Raw genomic sequence first — 16697 nt, 5'->3', positions numbered from 1 at the left:
ACTAGCGCAGCAGAAATTATTTAATGAGGTGAATGAATTGGCGAAATCGAAATATTACGTCGTATGGGCGGGCCGCAAGCCCGGCATCTACACGACTTGGGCGGACTGCCAGAAGCAGACGACGGGGTTCTCGGGGGCGCGCTTCAAGTCGTTCGAGTCGAAGGCCGAAGCCGAGGCGGCGTACGCCGGGGAAGCGAGCGAGCGTGCCGCGACGTCGGCGGCCCGCGGCACGGGGGCTGCGGCTGCGAAGGAGGAGATAGTCGCGAACAGCATCTCCGTCGACGTCGGCAGCAAGGGCAATCCGGGCATCGTGGAATATAAGGGCGTCGATACGGTAACGGGAGCCGTTCTGTTCGAGCACCCTCCGATCGCCAAAGGGACGAACAATCTCGGCGAGTTCCTCGCGATTGTCCACGCGCTGCGGCTTATTCAGGAGCAAGGCTTGGAGAAGATCGTGTATTCCGATTCGCAGACGGCGATGCTTTGGGTCAAGAACCGCGCCGTGAATACGAATCTGGCCCGCGACGCGTCGACCCGTGAGATTTGGACGCTGGTCGACGAAGCGCTCGATTGGTTGAAGCGCCATCCCGCACATGCGCCGGTGCGCAAGTGGAATACGGCGGCCTGGGGCGAGATCAAGGCCGACTATGGGCGGAAATAACGGGCTGCGGGAAATAAGCACATTCGCGCATCATTTTCCCGTCCGCTCGTTTTGCGGTATAATGGTGAAATGTTTTCAACGCTACGAGACGGGGGCACGTCCTGATTGAGTACTTATCCTTTTGATTTTGACCCGAAAGAGCCGTTCATGCAGCAGGCCAGCGACTGGATTGCGGATGTCTTTTACGAGCGGCTGCCCGAAGCAGGGTTCGAGGTGCGCGACGAGCAAATCTACATGGCGTTCCAGCTGGAGCGGGCCTACAACGAGAAGAAGACGATCTTGGCGGAGGCGGGGGTAGGCACGGGCAAGACGCTTGTCTACCTCCTCTATGCCGTCATGTATGCGCGTTACACCCGCAAACCGGCGATCGTGGCCTGCGCGGACGAATCGCTGATCGAGCAGCTTGTCAAGGAAGAGGGCGATATCGCCAAGCTGGCGCGGCATCTGAACTTGACGATCGACGCGCGGCTGGGCAAGTCGCCCGATCAATATATTTGCTTGAACAAGCTGGATGGCGCGAGATTCGAGCATGAAGAGGACGGGGAGCGGTTCCGGGATCTCTACGACAGCTTGCCCGCGTTCGTGCGCCAACCGGATTCGATGCAAGCGTTCCTGCCGTACGGCAACCGCAAAGATTACCCGGAGCTGGACGACGAACAATGGCGGAAGATCGGCTGGGACGTCTTCCAGGACTGTCTCGTCTGCAGCCAGCGTCATCGGTGCGGCCAGACGATCTCGCGCGAGCATTTCCGCAAGGCGGCCGATATCATCATTTGCTCGCACGACTTCTACATGGAGCATGTGTGGACGTACGAGGCGCGCAAGCGAGAAGGCCAGCTGCCGCTGCTTCCGGAGCATAGCTCGGTCGTCTTCGACGAAGGACACTTGCTGGAGACGGCGGCGCAGAACGCGCTGACGTACAAGCTGAAACATGCCGTATTCGAAAGCATTATCACGCGTTTGCTGGAAGGCGAGGTACGGGAGAAGCTGGCGTACGCGGTCGAGGACGCTATCGCGCAGAGCGAGAAATTGTTCGACCTGCTGGAGAAGGGCAGCCGCCGCGTATCCGGATCGAACCGTAAGGATGTCGTCATCACCGACGCGCTGCTGCAGGAAGCGAATCGGTTCCGATCGCTGCTGGCGGAGATCGAAGAGGAGCTCGTCTTCGAGAGCGGACTGTTCACGCTGGTTACGTACCACCTGACGATCGTCGAGGAGCACATCGAGATGATTCAGCTGGCGCTCGGCCTGTTCGTGCAGCCTAAGCAGCTGATCAGCTGGCTGGAGGAAGACCGCGACGGCATGTCGCTCGTGATCATGCCGAAGAAAGTGAAGGAAGTGCTGGAGGAGCGGGTGTTCAGCCGGAAAATGCCGATCGTCTTCTCTTCGGCCACGATGTCCGTCAGCGGCTCGTTCGACTATATGGCCGGTACGCTGGGCATCCGCGACTATCTCTCGTTCTCGGTGGACTCGCCGTATGACTATCAAGCGCAGATGAAAGCCGCGCTGCTGCCGGACCAGAACGACACGGACAAGACGAAGCTCGTCTTGGATCTGATGCGGCTGACGGAAGGAAGGGCGCTTATTCTCTTCCCCGCCGAAGAACAGCTGCGGCAGTTCAAGGCGTCGATCGGGCAGCACCCGGAAGCAGCCGGCTACCGCTTCCTCTATGAAGGAAGCGCGGAGATCAGCTCGCTGATCTCGGCCTTCCAGCAGGACGAGCATAGCGTTCTATGCGCGGTGACGTTGTGGGAGGGGCTCGATATTCCGGGGCCATCGCTGTCACACGTGATCGTCTGGGAGCTGCCGTTCCCGCCGAATGATGCCGTGTTCGCTTCGCGGCGAGCGGATGCCGCCGATCCGTTCGAAGAGGTGGACATGCCCTATATGCTCCTGCGTCTTCGCCAAGGCATCGGCAGGCTCATCCGCTCCCGGGAGGACGAGGGTTATATTTCCATACTGGGACAAGCGCTTAATCAAGCCGAGGTGCGCTCGCGCATCGCCGCGTTCCTGCCTTCAGGCACAGAAAGGAATACCATATGCTAACCATATCATCGTATACGGCCGAGCAAGTCAAAGATCCGTTCGGCATTTTGCCGGGCAAGCGCTACGAATTCGTGCTGAATCTCGACATTCCCGAGGATGACGAATTGCATCATGAGCTGGGCGTGTACGCGCGTGTCGTGTACAAGGAGCAGGACGGCGAAGGGTCCATCGTGAAATACGATCTGCACGAACGGTCGACCGACCGTTACTTGGATTTCGATCTCGAAGAGGAAGAGGTCGCGTTCTTGCTGTCGTTCTGCAAGGAACGGACGGCGGAAGCGGAAGGCGGCAGCTAGTCGCGCTCCGAGAAGGCACGTCAGCGGCACCCGCGCACCTGCGCGGGTGTTTTTGTCATGCAGCGTTCGGGGCAGCAAGCGGGAGCGGCTGCGCTTACAGTTGCGGTGATACGGGCGTCATTCGGAGGCATAACCGGCTGATGTATAGACGTGAAACTTACACGTTCCTGTATGTCAAAAAAGACCTCCGCCGGGGGCCTTATTTGTACTGCATTCTTCGGTTCAGCTGGACGTTGCTGCCGTACTTCTCGATCAAGCGGGCGGATTCGGATTTGACGTACAGCTGGATTTCCTTCAGTCGCTGGTTGACGGGACGAAGCGTTTCCTTTACTTTGCCGTCCACGATCACGTCGAACACGATCAACGTTATTCACCTCCTTCGTCTTCTACTGCTCCAAGCATAGCGCAAACCTATGAAGCGACTGTCAAATAAATGTTAGCTTGCAGTCAAATTTCGGTGGTTATGTTACCTCCGCGTTAAGCGCTCCTCACCGAAACACTGCCATATTATGCGGATTCGACACGGAAAAGACTAGCGAATTGGCCTGTTTTATCGTTTTTTAAGATGATTTTGACGAAATCGTGACAGGGGTAACGGCCGCGTCGCAGCGGCGAGCCAAGGGGATGCCGCGTACAAATAATGGCTTTCGGGCGACAAGCAGACCTTCCGGGCACGAGAAGGTCTATTGGCATGCATCCATTTCCGAATTGCTTAATATTGTACCGTTTTTATTTGCTTATGAAGGCAGGTTCCTTCCTCGATATGTTGAATATTCCTATCAGACAGCGAGACCGAAGGGGGAATTGTGACCATGAATAAAGTGCCAGACATGGCGCCGGACGCGGATTCGGAGCAACCAGCCTACTGGTCGCCGGATAGAGTGCGGCATTATTACGTTCGCTTCGATGCAGAAGGCGAGCTCTCGTTTGCATGTCCGCATGCGTTAATTAAATTTTACGGCGGATCATCGGGTCAGGGCGCGACGACGGCCGGAGGCAGCGATTGGATGCGGAATAGCTTGATGGACATCGTTCGCCGCGCGGAGGCGATCGGTGGCGCGCGGGTGAGCGAAGGGATCGATCCCGATACGGGCGAGATCTATCTGATACGCGTCTATCCGGACGAGCATGGCTATTCGGCATTCATCGAGCGGACGCCCGAGTCGGGAACGTTAATGTCATCGGCCGAGCAAATGGTGCAATCCCTCTTCGAGCATAGTCCGGATGCCGTCTACTTGCTTGATCTGAAAGGCAAATACATACAAGTGAACGCATCGTCCGTGCGGCTTTCCGGCTATTCGGCGGCCGAGTTGATGCGGCGCGATTTCGCGGGATTGATCGTCCCGCAGGATTTGCCGCGGGTGCGCGAGCATTTCTACCGGGCGGCGGAAGGGGTGGCCCAGAGCTATCCGGTCCGGATCATCCGGGCGGATGGCGCGATGCGCAATTTTATCGTGAATAATTTCCCGATCTTCGATCGCGGTCAGATCGTCGGCGTCTATGGGATTGCCAAGGACGTCACGAGCGAATATGTCACCGAAGCGCTTCTGCGCAAAAGCATCTCCCTGCTCGAGCAATCACAGAGCATCGCGCATATCGGCAGCTGGGAGATGAACACGAAGATCAATCGGATGTATTGGTCGCAAGAGAGCTTCCGTATCTTCGGCATGCCGCCGACGCGCGACGGCCATGTCGAGCACGAGAACCTGTTGAAGACGGTGTTACAGGAGGATGCGGACCGGGTGCTGGACGCATGGCAGGGTGGCTGGCGCAACGGGAGCTTCCAGACGGAATGCCGCATCGTTCGCCCGAACGGCGAAGAGCGCGTCGTCTTTGTGAAAGGGCAAGTCAACGCCGCGGATTCCAGCCGCATGACAGGCATTATTCAAGACATCACCGTGCTGAAGAGCACCGAACGCCAGCTGCTGGAGAGCGAACAGCGCTCCTGGTCCATCATTCACCATCATCCGGACGGCGTCTGCGCGCTGGATATGGACGGGACATTGATCGGCGCGAATCCCTCGATGGCGCGATTAACGGGGTATGGCGCCGACGAGTTGAACGGACAAAGTTACTCGATGCTCCTTACGCCTTCCGAAGCGGAGCGCGTGGCCCGGGATTATTTGAATACCACGGATGGCGTCGAGCTAGAGCGCATCGATTCGAAACTTCAGCGCAAGGACGGGAAAGTCATCGTCGTCACCAATACGGTCGTGCCGATCATTGTCGGCGGCCAAAGGGTCGGAACGTACGTCATTATCAAGGATATGACGGATACGCTCGAAACCGAGGAATTGCTCCGGAAGTCGGATAAGCTGAAGGTGGTCGGCCAGCTGGCCGCCGCGGTCGCGCATGAAATCCGCAATCCGCTGACCGCGCTGAAAGGCTTTGTCAAGCTGCTGCAAACGCAAAACGCCAATGCGAAACTGCCATATTTAGGCATCATTCAGGAGGAGCTATCGCGCATCGAGTTCATCTCGAGCGAATTGCTGGTGCTGGCGAAGCCCCAGGTGAGCCGGGTTGCCGACGTGGACGTGCGGGAGGTGCTGGAGCAGACGATCATGCTGCTTGCCACGCAGGCGGTCATGAACAATATTGAAATCCGGCTTGGCGCGGGAGAAGAACAGGCTTATATTTCAGGCGACGGCAATCAGCTGAAGCAGGTGTTCGTGAATTTACTGAAGAACGCCATCGAAGCATCGGGTCCCGGATGTACGATCGAGGTCACGATTCGCTTGAACGAAGGCGAGCTTGGCATCCGCTTCGCCGACCAAGGCTGCGGCATGCCGGAGGAGATGGTGAAGCGTCTGGGCGAGCCATTCTATACGACGAAGGAAAAAGGCACGGGACTCGGTTACATGGTCATGCGCAGAATTATCGAAGCGCATCACGGCCGGCTTTCCATCAGCAGCAGGCAAGGCGTCGGAACGTCGGTGGAGGTCATTCTTCCCGTTCGCATGCCGGATCCCTCGACGCAGCGGGTTCCCGCCAATTAGGTTATGGTCCAACCGGACTCTCTCATGTGACAACCTTAATCTATTTCTAGTACAATAGCATACATAGGTAGATATAATTCCAATTTAATCAAACCTGGAGAGGACAATTCGGATGTCAGAGCAGGATCGTAATCTTGACGGTGGAAGAGTACAGCTGGATACAGCAGAATTGTTGAATGCGCTGATGGCGATGAAGAAAGGCAACTTTTCGCATCGCATGCCATACGATTATACCGGCGTTGCAGGCAAAATCGCGGATACCTTCAATGAAATTATGGACATGCAGGAGTCACTCGTAAGCGAGATTCAGACCGTCGCAAGGGTCGTCGGCAAAGAAGGCAAGCTGTCGCGGCGGTTCGAGCATAACAATAACGGCGGGTCATGGGAGACCGCGGTCGAGTCGCTGAACGGACTCGTCACCGACCTGATCCAGCCGACGAGCGAGATGGTTCGCGTCATCAATGCTGTCGCACAGGGCGACTTGACCCAGAAGGTCGACGTCGAATTCGAGGGCAGACCGCTGACCGGCGAGTTCCTGCGCTCGGCGAGCAACATTAATATGATGGTTAACCAGCTCAGCACCTTCGCCTCGGAGGTAACGCGCGTCGCGCGGGAGGTCGGCACGGAAGGCATTCTGGGCGGACAAGCGGATGTCCGCGGCGTCTCCGGCACGTGGAAAGACTTGACCGACAGCGTCAATAACATGGCGAGCAATCTGACCGATCAGGTGCGCAATATCGCGGCGGTGACGACGGCCGTCGCCAATGGCGACTTGTCGAAGCAGATCACCGTTAACGCGAAGGGCGAGATCCTCGAGCTGAAAGATACGATCAATACGATGGTGGATCAGCTCTCGACGTTCTCCTCCGAGGTGACGCGCGTGGCGCGGGAGGTCGGCACGGAAGGCAAGCTCGGCGGTCAAGCGGACGTTAAGGGCGTCTCCGGCACATGGCGGGATTTGACGGAAAGCGTTAACTACATGGCGAGCAATCTGACCGAGCAGGTGCGCAACATCGCGGTCGTGACGACCGCGGTCGCCAACGGCGACTTGTCCAAACATATTACGGCGGACGTGCAGGGCGAAGTATTGGAACTCAAGAACACGATCAACACCATGGTGGATCAGCTCTCGACGTTCGCCTCCGAGGTCACGCGGGTGGCGCTGGAGGTCGGCACGGAAGGACGTCTGGGCGGCCAAGCCGAAGTCACCGGCGTCGCCGGCACCTGGCGTGAGCTGACGGAGAGCGTTAACTATATGGCGAGCAACCTGACGAATCAGGTGCGCGGTATCGCCGAAGTGACGACGGCCGTCGCGAAGGGCGATCTGTCGAAGACGATCACGGTCGACGCCAAGGGCGAAATTCTCCAGCTGAAGAGCACGATTAACACGATGGTCGACCAGCTGAGCAACTTCGCTTCAGAGGTTACGCGCGTGGCGCGCGAAGTATCGACGGAAGGCAAGCTGGGCGGTCAAGCGCACGTGCAGGGCGTATCGGGCACGTGGAAGGATTTGACGGACAGCGTTAACTTCATGGCCTCCACGCTGACGGATCAGGTGCGCAATATCGCGGACGTGACGACGGCCGTCGCGAAGGGCGACCTGTCCAAGCAAATCACGGTCAACGCGAAAGGCGAGATTCTTGAGCTGAAGAACACCATCAACGCGATGGTGGACCAGCTCTCGACGTTCGCCTCCGAGGTCACGCGCGTGGCGCTCGAGGTCGGCACCGAGGGCATTCTCGGCGGCCAGGCGACCGTTCGCGGCGTTGCCGGCACGTGGCGGGATTTGACGGAGAGCGTTAACAACATGGCCTCCAATCTGACGAACCAGGTGCGGAACATCGCGGTCGTCACGACGGCGGTCGCGAACGGCGATCTGTCGAAGAAGATTACTGCCGACGTACAAGGCGAGATGCTGGAGCTGAAGAACACGATCAATACGATGGTGGATCAGCTCTCGACGTTCGCCTCCGAGGTGTCGAGGGTGGCGCGCGAGGTCGGCACGGAAGGGAAGCTGGGCGGTCAAGCCGAGGTTAAAGGCGTCGGCGGCACATGGAAGGATTTGACGCAGAACGTTAATAACATGGCTCGCAATCTGACCGACCAAGTACGGAACATTGCCGGCGTGACGACGGCCGTCGCCAAAGGCGACCTTTCGCGTAAAATTACCGTCGACGTCGAAGGCGAAATGCTCGAGCTGAAGAATACGATGAACACGATGGTGGATCAGCTCTCGACGTTCGCCTCCGAGGTTACGCGCGTGGCGCGCGAGGTCGGCACGGAAGGAAAGCTGGGCGTGCAGGCGGACGTGAAGGACGTCTCCGGCACGTGGAAGGACTTGACCGACAGCGTTAATAACATGGCCTCGAATCTGACGAACCAGGTACGGAATATCGCGGGCGTGACGACCGCCGTCGCGAACGGCGACCTGTCGAAGAAGATTACGGTCGACGTTAAGGGCGAGCTGCTCGAGCTGAAGAATACGATCAATACGATGGTGGACCAGCTCAACTCGTTCGCCTCCGAGGTTACGCGCGTGGCGCGCGAGGTCGGCACCGACGGCAAGCTGGGCGGCCAGGCGCAAGTACGCGGCGTCGGCGGCACGTGGAAAGACTTGACCGACAACGTTAATATCATGGCGACGAACCTAACCGATCAGGTGCGGGGCATCGCCAAAGTCGTGACCGCGGTCGCGAACGGCAACCTGAAGCAGAAGCTGACCGTCGACGCCAAGGGCGAGATCGCCGAGCTGACGGATACGATCAACAACATGATCGACACGCTGGCGACCTTCGCCGACCAGGTCACGACGGTAGCGCGCGAGGTAGGCGCGGAAGGGAAGCTGGGCGGCCAGGCGAACGTGCCGGGGGCGTCGGGCACCTGGCTGGATCTTACTTATAACGTTAACTATATGGCGAGTACGCTGACGACGCAGGTACGCGCGATCACGAACGTTGCGACCGCCGTAACCAAAGGAGATCTGTCGCGTTCGATCGACGTCGCGGCAGCCGGCGAGGTCGCCGAGCTGAAGGATAATATCAACGAGATGATCCGCAATCTGAAGGAAACGACGCGCATTAACACCGAGCAGGACTGGCTGAAGACGAACCTAGCCAAATTCTCGCGCATGCTGCAAGGCCAGCGCGACCTGTTGGCGGTCAGCCGCATGATTCTCTCGGAGCTGGCGCCGCTCGTCTCCATGCAGCACGGCGTCATCTATATCAACGAGAATGAAGGCGGCGAGCCGTTCTTGAAGCTGTTCGCCAGCTATGCGTATCAGAACCGGAAGCACCTGTCGAATGTATACCGTCCAGGCGAAGGTCTGGTCGGCCAGTGTCTGATCGAGAAGCAGCGGATCTTGCTGACGAACGTGCCGAGCGACTATGTTGTCATTTCCTCCGGACTTGGCGAAGCGTCGCCGCTCAACATCGTGCTGCTGCCGATTATTTTCGAAGATCAGGTGCTGGCGGTGCTGGAGCTGGCCTCCTTCCGTCCGTTCAGCGAGATCGACATCGCACTGCTTGACCAGCTCACCGAGTCGATCGGCATCGTCATGAACACGATGCAGGCGAACCGCAGAACCGAGGAGCTGCTCGTGCAGTCGCAGTCGCTTGCCGAAGAGCTGCAGAAGCAGCAGCTGGAGCTGAAGGAGACGAACGAAGAACTGGAGGACAAGGCGAAGCTGCTCGTCATCCAAAAAGCAGAGGTCGAAAGCAAGAACAACGAAGTCGAGCTGGCGAAGCGCTATCTGGAAGAGAAAGCCGAGCAGCTGGCGACGACGTCGCGCTACAAATCCGAATTCCTGGCCAACATGTCGCATGAGCTGCGCACGCCGCTCAACTCGCTGCTGCTGCTTGCCGAACAGCTGGCCGAGAACCCGGACAACAACTTGACCGACAATCAAGTGAAATATTCGTTGACGATCCAAGAATCGGGCATGGATTTGCTTAACCTGATTAATGATATTCTCGATCTGTCCAAAATCGAATCCGGCACGGTCACGCCGGATTATTCCGAGGTATCGACGGCGGAGCTGGCAAACGGTCTGGATCGCACGTTCCGGCCGATCGCGGAGGATAAGAAGCTGGACTACCGGATCATCGTCGAGCCCGACGTACCGAAGCTCATCGTGACGGACGTGAAGCGGCTTCAGCAGATCCTGAAAAACCTGCTCTCGAACGCGTTCAAATTCACGGAGCGTGGTCAAGTGGCCATGTACGTCCGCAAAGCCGACCACGGCTGGAGCACGGACAACATACATCTGGCGCAGGCGGATAATGTTCTCTGCTTCACCGTAAGCGACTCGGGCATCGGCATTTCCGAAGAGAAACAGCAGATCGTCTTCGAGGCGTTCCAGCAAGCCGACGGCAGCACGAATCGCGAATACGGCGGCACGGGACTTGGCCTTGCCATTTCCCGCGAGATTGCCACGATGCTCGGCGGCGAGATCACGCTCACGAGCAGCGTCGGCAGAGGCAGCACGTTCAATCTCTATTTGCCGGTGGAGGGGATGAGCCATGACCCGCATCCAGGCAAGTCTAAATACGTGCCGGAAGTCATCGACGTCGTCCCCGCGCACAAGACAAGAAGCTATGCGCTCGAGCTCGAGAAGGGGATCGCGGACGACCGCCACGACATTCAGCCGGACGATCGCGTCTTTCTCATCATCGAGGACGACAACAAGTTCAACGAAATTCTGATTCAGCTGCTGCACAAGAAAGGGATCAAGGCTATCGTCACGACGACTGGCAGCAATGCATTGGAGCTGGCGCGCAAATATCGTCCGGTGGGCATAACGCTGGATCTGCGCCTGAAGGACACGGACGGCTGGCTCGTCATCGACCAGTTGAAGAACGATCTGGACGTGTCTCATATCCCGGTGACGGTGATCACGGTGGAAGAGGACGAAGTCGCGCTCAAGCAGAAAGGCGTATTCGACTTTATCCGCAAGCCGGTCACGAACGAAGAGCTCGAGAACGCGTTGGACAAGCTGAACGGATATGCCTCCGTCGAGGTACGCCAAATGCTGCTCGTCGCCGGTCCGGAAGAGCGGCGTGCGCAGTGGGTCGAGCTGCTGACCGGCAAGGACGTCCGCATCGTAACTGTGGATACCGCCCGCAAGGCATTGAACCAATTGAAGGCAAAGACGTTCGATTGCGTCCTGCTGGATAACGAGCTGCCGGACATGGAGGCGCCGCGTTTCGTGCGGGAGATGCAGAAGCAGGCCGCCAATAAATTCAAGCCGATCGTCATCTTCCGCAGTCGCAAGCTGCCGGTCGAACAAGAGCTGGAGCTAGAGGATCTGGAGAAGACGGCGGTGTTGAAGGATGCGAAGACCTCGCTGCAGATTATCGAAGCGACATCGCTCTTCCTGCACCGCAAAGCCGAGAATTTACCGGAATCGTCGAAGGAGACGGTCGTCAAGCTTCACTCCTCGGACGAGATGATCGCGTATAAGAACGTCATGGTCGTCGATGACGACATCCGGAATATTTTCGCGCTGACGACCATTCTGGAACGTCATAACATGCGGGTCATTCCGGCCGAGAACGGACAGGATGCGATCGATACGCTTAAGCGGAATCCGGAGATCGACATTGTGCTGATGGATATTATGATGCCGGTCATGGACGGCTACGAGACGACCAGGCTGATCCGTCGCGACCCGCAATTCGCGGGCTTGCCGATTATCGCGCTCACCGCCAAAGCGATGAAGGGCGACAGGGAATTGTGCCTGGAAGCCGGCGCGTCCGATTATATTACGAAGCCGGTGAACAGCGCGCAATTGCTCTCGATGATCCGGAGCTGGCTGGACAACGAGGGGAACGCCGAATAACGACGGCACGAAATTGGGCATGACAACGGCAATGGCGTCAACCATAACCGACAAGGGGTGGCAGCATGTTCGAGAAGGATTTGCTGAAAGGGAAAGTTGTTCTGATTACCGGCGGTGGCACGGGACTCGGTCGATCCATGGCCGAGAAATTCCTCTCGCTCGGCGCGAGAATCGCAATCGCCAGCCGACGGGAAGAGGTACTCGCCCAGGCGGCTGCGGAGATGGGCGGCGAAGGGCGCGAGGTGTTCTATACCGCTTGCGACGTCAGAGATTCGCAGCAGGTTGCGAGCATGATCGATGCGGTGGAACGCCATTACGGCGCGATCGACGTGCTCGTCAATAACGCGGCCGGCAATTTCGCAAGTCCGACCGAGAAGCTGTCTCCTCGCGCGGTCGACGCCGTGCTGAATATCGTGCTGCACGGTACCTTCTATGCGACGCTCGAAGTCGGGAAGCGGTGGATTGAGCAAGGACGCGGCGGAACGATGCTGAATATCGTCACCACTTATGCGTCGACGGGGTCCGGCTACGTCGTGCCGTCCGCCGCGGCCAAAGCCGGCGTGCTGGCGCTGACCCGATCGCTTGCGGTCGAATGGGCGCCGCATGGCATCCGCCAAGCGGCGATCGCGCCGGGGCTATTCCCGACGGACGGCGCGTGGAGCCGGCTGGCGCCGACGCCGGAGCTGTCCGCGAAGCTCGTCAACCGCGTGCCGCTTGGCCGCGTCGGCGATAAGGAAGAACTGACCAATCTGGCCGCGTATTTAATCTCGGATTATGCTTCGTTCGTGAACGGCGAGGTCATTACGATCGACGGCGGCGAATGGTTGAAGGGCGCCGGCCAATTCAACGATCTGGCTGAGATTACGCCGCAGGAATGGGAAGAGCTTGCCGCGCTGACCCGCAAGGGTAAGTAAAATCATTAACGACATTAAAAACCTCTGCCCGGCGGATGACATAGCTCATTCGTCGGGGGCAGAGGTTTTTTTGTTTTTCGTTTTTTCGTGAATCGACAGCTCTGTTACAAGATACGCGCCAGCTTCCGATATTCCCGAGGGGACAATCCTTCATGGCGTTTGAAGACGCGGCTGAAATAATGGAGATCTTCGTAACCGACCCGGCGGCCGACCCGTTCTACGGTGAGATCGGTCTCTCGCAGCAGCCTGCGCGCTTCCCGGTGGCGAATGAACGCCAGATATTCGCCGGGCGGTTTGCCGGCGATACCTTTGAACAGCTTAGCCATGTGATCCTCGTTCATGTTGAGTTTGGCCGCGAGCGTCTTGTTGCTCCAGTCCGCGTCCGGCGCCAGTTCCATCGCCTCCATCATCTCGGCGATCCGGCTGCCGTGCACGGTGGCATTGGCCTTCGTGCGCGCGAATTGCGCGCGGAGCAGGTGGGCCAGGATGTTCATCATATGCGCCTTACAGACGAGCTCGTAACCGGGACGACGCATCGCGAACTCATGGACGAGCTGTTCCATTAGGGAGACGGCGTAGTGTCCCGGCACATAGATCGGATTATCCGACAGCGGCGCGAAATCGGGCGCAACCGCCTCCACCGCGAATTTATCGGGCTTCGGATGCTCCTCGTTCACGACCATGTCGTCTTCGCCCTGCACGTCCAACTCGTCGAAGAAATCGAAGTGGATGCCGATGAATTTGGCGTGCGGATCGGATACGATCTCGTTCTGGTGATAGACGCCGGGCGACAAGAAGATGAGCTGTCCGGCCGACAGGTCGTATTGCCGGTCGCGCATATGCGTCCTGGCCGAGCCATGACTCACGTAGAGCAGCTCGAAATCGTACAACCGTCGCAAAATCATCCGGCCTGGCGGAAGCGTCTGCGTCTGGGCGTAATGAATGCTGGGCGACCATTCGCGATATGGCGACGACCGACGCTCTGCGTGCCGATCGTGTAGATGTTCGGACATCGGTTGCGTCACTTCCCCTTCAATTGACCGGAATCGTCCAACTAATGACTGCATCCGCTAAATTCAGATTTGTTGAAACCCATTATAATATAGACATGAAGCGATTTCATCATCGAATATCGGGTTGTCCAAAGATACGGAATTGTGCAACTAGGAGGCGAAAGGAATGAAGAAGGGCATTAACGTGTGGTCGTTTCGGGAAGGCATGCCGGCGGCGGATTGCATCCGACTGGCGAAGGCGGCTGGATTCGAGGGGATCGAGCTGGCGTTAAACGAAGAAGGCGAGCTTGGGCTGCAGACGACGGAGAAGGAAGCGCTGCAGATCAAGGCGCTGCTGCAGGAATCGGAGCTGGAGATCAGCGGATTCGCGACGGGGCTGTACTGGTCGTATTCGATGACGAGCGAGTCACGTGAGACGAGGAACAAGGCGATCGATGTGTGCAGGAAGCAGCTGGAGCTGGCGGCGATTCTGGGCGCGGATACGATCTTGGTCATCCCGGGAGCGGTTGGCGTCGATTTTATTCCGGGCAGCGAGGTCGTCGATTACGAACGCGCTTATGATCGGGCGCTGGAGGCGATTGCGGCCTTGGCGAACGACGCACGCCACTCGGGCGTCCACATCGGCATCGAGAATGTGTGGAACAAATTCCTGCTCTCGCCGCTCGAGCTTCGCGGCTTCATCGATGCGGTCGGCTCCGATTACGTCGGCTCGTATTTCGATGTCGGCAACGTCGTGCACGCCGGTTATCCGGAACAATGGATCCGCATCCTTGGCAAGCGGATCAAAAAGGTGCACTTCAAAGATTACCGGCGTCAAGCGGGCGGCTTGCACGGATTCGTCGATCTGCTTGCCGGCGACGTCGATTATCCAGCCGTCGTGGCGGCGTTGGCATCAATCGGCTATGACCGTTATGTCACCGCCGAAATGATCCCCTCCTACGCGCATCATGGCGATCAGATCATTTACAATACGTCGGCCGCGATGGATGCCATTTTGGGCAGAACGCAGCGTTAGCGCATGTACGAAAGCGACAGGGTAGGCGGCCATTACAAGGAGGAGATCGCATGGTAAAGGTAGGATTAATCGGCTTCGGCTTCATGGGCCGCATGCATTTTGACAATTATAACCGGCTCGCCTCGGAAGGATTTCCCATCGAGCTGAAAGCGATCTGCGACCTTCGCATCGAGGAGCTGAAGAACGGCAAGGCGGATGGCAATATCGCGACGGCGCGGGACGTCTACGATCTGACGGCTTATCGGCTGTACGACGATATCGAGACGATGTTGGCGAACGAAGAGTTGGACATGATCGATATTACGCTCCCGACGCCGCTGCATGCCGAGCTGACCTGTCGCTTGTTGGAGGGCGGGTATCATGTACTGTGCGAGAAGCCGATCGCGAGGACGCTGGCGGAAGGCGAGCGGATGGCGGGGACGGCCGAGCGAACCGGCAAGCAGCTGTTGATTGGGCAATGCTTGCGGTTCTGGCCCGCCTATGAATATTTGAAAGCGTGCGTGGATGACGGCCGATACGGCGCGATCAAGGCCGGCTTCTTCTATCGCGGCTCGGGCGCGCCCCAAGGCTGGTTCCTGAATGGCGAGCAGAGCGGAGGCTGCCTGCTCGACATGCACATCCACGACACGGACATGATTCATTGGCTGCTCGGCAAGCCGGATCGCGTGTCGACGATCGGCAGGAACGTCATACCGGGCAGCGGACACGATATCGTGTCCACGCAGTATGCCTACCCCGACGGCGCGGTGATCAACGCGCAGGCAGACTGGACTTTTGCCGGCGAGCATGGCTTCATCATGGGTTATCGGGTCAACTTCGATACGTGCACGATCGTATTCGAGCGGGGCGAGTTAAAGGTATATCCGTCGAGCGAGCCGTCCTTCAGCCCGGAGCTTGCGGCCGATGACGGGTACTATCGTCAGATCCGATACTTCTTGGATGTGATCGAGAAGGGCGGGACGAACACGGTCAGCACCGCCGCTTCCGCCGCGGGAAGTCTGGCGATTATCGAGGCGGAGCAGCAGTCCGCCGATAACGGTTCGGCATGGGTTGAGGTGCGGGCAGCCGTCCGAGGATGACATGGCATGTAAGCGCATAGTTAAGGATGGCCATCAGCCGACTTCTCCAAGAAGTCGGCTTTTTTATAGGCGCGGAACCAGTTACCCTTCATGCTGTGAAATATCGCGGCAATCGACTGACAGATGCGCGGGCACGCGATATGATGAGAAGAGCCGCTTACTATGAGGGAGGATTCGAATGAAGGCCAAGTATCTGCCAAGCAGCGACTACATCTATCGATGCAAGAAAATTCCGGAGCACGGCTCCGTGGTCGCAGGGCCTGAATCTGTCCCGTGGCAGCTGTTCGAGACGGTGCCGCTCGTTGACACCGTGACCGGACTTCCGCCGCTCGAACCGACGCGCGTAAGCGCATGCTGGGACCGCGAGTTTCTGCATATCCGCTTCGTTTGTCAGGACCCCTATATGATTTCGGTGTATACAGACCGGGACGATCCGCTCTACGAACAGGACGTGATCGAGATTTTCATCGACGAGCTCGGCATGGGCACAGAGTATATGGAAATCGAAGTCAGTCCGAATAACGTGATTTTCGACGCGCTCATCCAGAACGACGGCAGGGGAGCAATCGTTCAAGCCGATCTAGCGTGGAATATCGAGGGAATGGAGACCGAAGTTGCGGTCTCCGCGGACAGTACGCGAGTGTACGATATCCGCATCCCGATGAACGCCTTCCGCAGACCGATCGAAGCCGGCGATTGCTGGCGGACGAATTTCTACCGAATCGACGAGCAGCCGAACGGAGAGCGCGAATATCAAGCGTGGAGCCCGACGGGCGCCGTGAATTTTCATCTGTCGCAGGCATTCGGCTGGATGGAGTTCATTATGTAAGAGGATACTCAA

At 58.1% G+C, this 16697-nt stretch carries 11 protein-coding genes; 9 read left to right on the top strand and 2 right to left on the bottom strand.

The window, feature by feature from the left end:
• Nucleotides 1-37: 37 nt before the first annotated feature.
• From rnhA to ACFSKT_RS03800, 3 genes are all read left to right on the top strand, one after another.
• Nucleotides 38-661 (top strand): ribonuclease H, encoded by a 624-nt coding sequence (gene rnhA, locus ACFSKT_RS03810; protein ID WP_377720472.1) that lies wholly within the window; start codon nucleotides 38-40, stop codon nucleotides 659-661.
• A 105-nt stretch (nucleotides 662-766) separates the two neighbouring features.
• The gene (locus ACFSKT_RS03805) at nucleotides 767-2707 is read left to right on the top strand and encodes an ATP-dependent DNA helicase (protein WP_377720471.1); all 1941 of its coding nucleotides are present in this window, start codon (nucleotides 767-769) and stop codon (nucleotides 2705-2707) included.
• Nucleotides 2701-3003, top strand: coding sequence for a DUF6509 family protein (locus tag ACFSKT_RS03800; RefSeq protein WP_377720470.1), 303 nt, complete (start codon nucleotides 2701-2703; stop codon nucleotides 3001-3003). Before ACFSKT_RS03805 ends, ACFSKT_RS03800 begins: the two co-directional genes overlap by 7 nt.
• A 199-nt stretch (nucleotides 3004-3202) precedes the next feature.
• Here ACFSKT_RS03800 and ACFSKT_RS03795 read toward each other — a convergent pair whose 3' ends face one another.
• The gene (locus tag ACFSKT_RS03795; RefSeq protein ID WP_377720469.1) at nucleotides 3203-3367 is read right to left on the bottom strand and encodes a mechanosensitive ion channel protein MscL; all 165 of its coding nucleotides are present in this window, start codon (nucleotides 3365-3367) and stop codon (nucleotides 3203-3205) included.
• A 448-nt stretch (nucleotides 3368-3815) separates the two neighbouring features.
• Between ACFSKT_RS03795 and ACFSKT_RS03790 the strand changes: the two genes are divergently transcribed.
• From ACFSKT_RS03790 to ACFSKT_RS03780, 3 genes are all read left to right on the top strand, one after another.
• Nucleotides 3816-5999, top strand: coding sequence for a PAS domain-containing protein (locus ACFSKT_RS03790; RefSeq protein WP_377720468.1), 2184 nt, complete (start codon nucleotides 3816-3818; stop codon nucleotides 5997-5999).
• 112 nt (nucleotides 6000-6111) lie between these two features.
• Nucleotides 6112-11835, top strand: a complete 5724-nt coding sequence (locus ACFSKT_RS03785; RefSeq protein ID WP_377720467.1) for a HAMP domain-containing protein — start codon at nucleotides 6112-6114, stop codon at nucleotides 11833-11835.
• 65 nt (nucleotides 11836-11900) lie between these two features.
• On the top strand, nucleotides 11901-12749 hold the full coding sequence (locus ACFSKT_RS03780; protein WP_377720466.1) for an SDR family oxidoreductase: 849 nt from the start codon (nucleotides 11901-11903) through the stop codon (nucleotides 12747-12749).
• A gap of 104 nt (nucleotides 12750-12853) precedes the next feature.
• Here ACFSKT_RS03780 and ACFSKT_RS03775 read toward each other — a convergent pair whose 3' ends face one another.
• Nucleotides 12854-13762, bottom strand: coding sequence for an AraC family transcriptional regulator (locus tag ACFSKT_RS03775; protein ID WP_377720465.1), 909 nt, complete (start codon nucleotides 13760-13762; stop codon nucleotides 12854-12856).
• 166 nt (nucleotides 13763-13928) lie between these two features.
• On the opposite strand from ACFSKT_RS03775, the gene ACFSKT_RS03770 reads away from it, so the two are divergent.
• The 3 genes from ACFSKT_RS03770 to ACFSKT_RS03760 all read left to right on the top strand — a co-directional run bounded on the left by ACFSKT_RS03770 (nucleotide 13929) and on the right by ACFSKT_RS03760 (nucleotide 16685).
• Complete coding sequence (locus ACFSKT_RS03770) at nucleotides 13929-14777, top strand: sugar phosphate isomerase/epimerase family protein (protein WP_377720464.1); 849 nt, start codon at nucleotides 13929-13931, stop codon at nucleotides 14775-14777.
• Nucleotides 14778-14827: 50 nt separating this feature from the next.
• A complete protein-coding gene (locus tag ACFSKT_RS03765; RefSeq protein ID WP_377720463.1) occupies nucleotides 14828-15856 on the top strand; it encodes a Gfo/Idh/MocA family protein in 1029 nt (342 codons plus the stop codon).
• Nucleotides 15857-16034: 178 nt separating this feature from the next.
• Nucleotides 16035-16685 carry a carbohydrate-binding family 9-like protein gene (locus ACFSKT_RS03760; RefSeq protein WP_377720462.1) on the top strand — a complete coding sequence of 217 codons (651 nt, stop codon included), beginning with the start codon at nucleotides 16035-16037 and terminating at the stop codon, nucleotides 16683-16685.
• The last annotated feature ends 12 nt before the right edge of the window (nucleotides 16686-16697 follow it).

This window comes from Paenibacillus xanthanilyticus, assembly GCF_042682185.1.
Taxonomy (GTDB): Bacteria; Bacillota; Bacilli; order Paenibacillales; family Paenibacillaceae; genus Paenibacillus_Z; species Paenibacillus_Z xanthanilyticus.
This window is presented reverse-complemented; position numbering and strand designations above follow the sequence as displayed.

Bases quoted from the DNA above. Each gene is read 5' to 3' on its own strand.
- ACFSKT_RS03800 (WP_377720470.1), top strand. From the start codon at position 2,701: ATGCTAACCATATCATCGTATACGGCCGAGCAAGTCAAAGATCCGTTC.
- ACFSKT_RS03790 (WP_377720468.1), top strand. From the start codon at position 3,816: ATGAATAAAGTGCCAGACATGGCGCCGGACGCGGATTCGGAGCAACCA.
- ACFSKT_RS03785 (WP_377720467.1), top strand. From the start codon at position 6,112: ATGTCAGAGCAGGATCGTAATCTTGACGGTGGAAGAGTACAGCTGGAT.
- ACFSKT_RS03780 (WP_377720466.1), top strand. From the start codon at position 11,901: ATGTTCGAGAAGGATTTGCTGAAAGGGAAAGTTGTTCTGATTACCGGC.
- ACFSKT_RS03775 (WP_377720465.1), bottom strand. From the start codon at position 13,762: ATGTCCGAACATCTACACGATCGGCACGCAGAGCGTCGGTCGTCGCCA.
- ACFSKT_RS03770 (WP_377720464.1), top strand. From the start codon at position 13,929: ATGAAGAAGGGCATTAACGTGTGGTCGTTTCGGGAAGGCATGCCGGCG.
- ACFSKT_RS03765 (WP_377720463.1), top strand. From the start codon at position 14,828: ATGGTAAAGGTAGGATTAATCGGCTTCGGCTTCATGGGCCGCATGCAT.
- ACFSKT_RS03760 (WP_377720462.1), top strand. From the start codon at position 16,035: ATGAAGGCCAAGTATCTGCCAAGCAGCGACTACATCTATCGATGCAAG.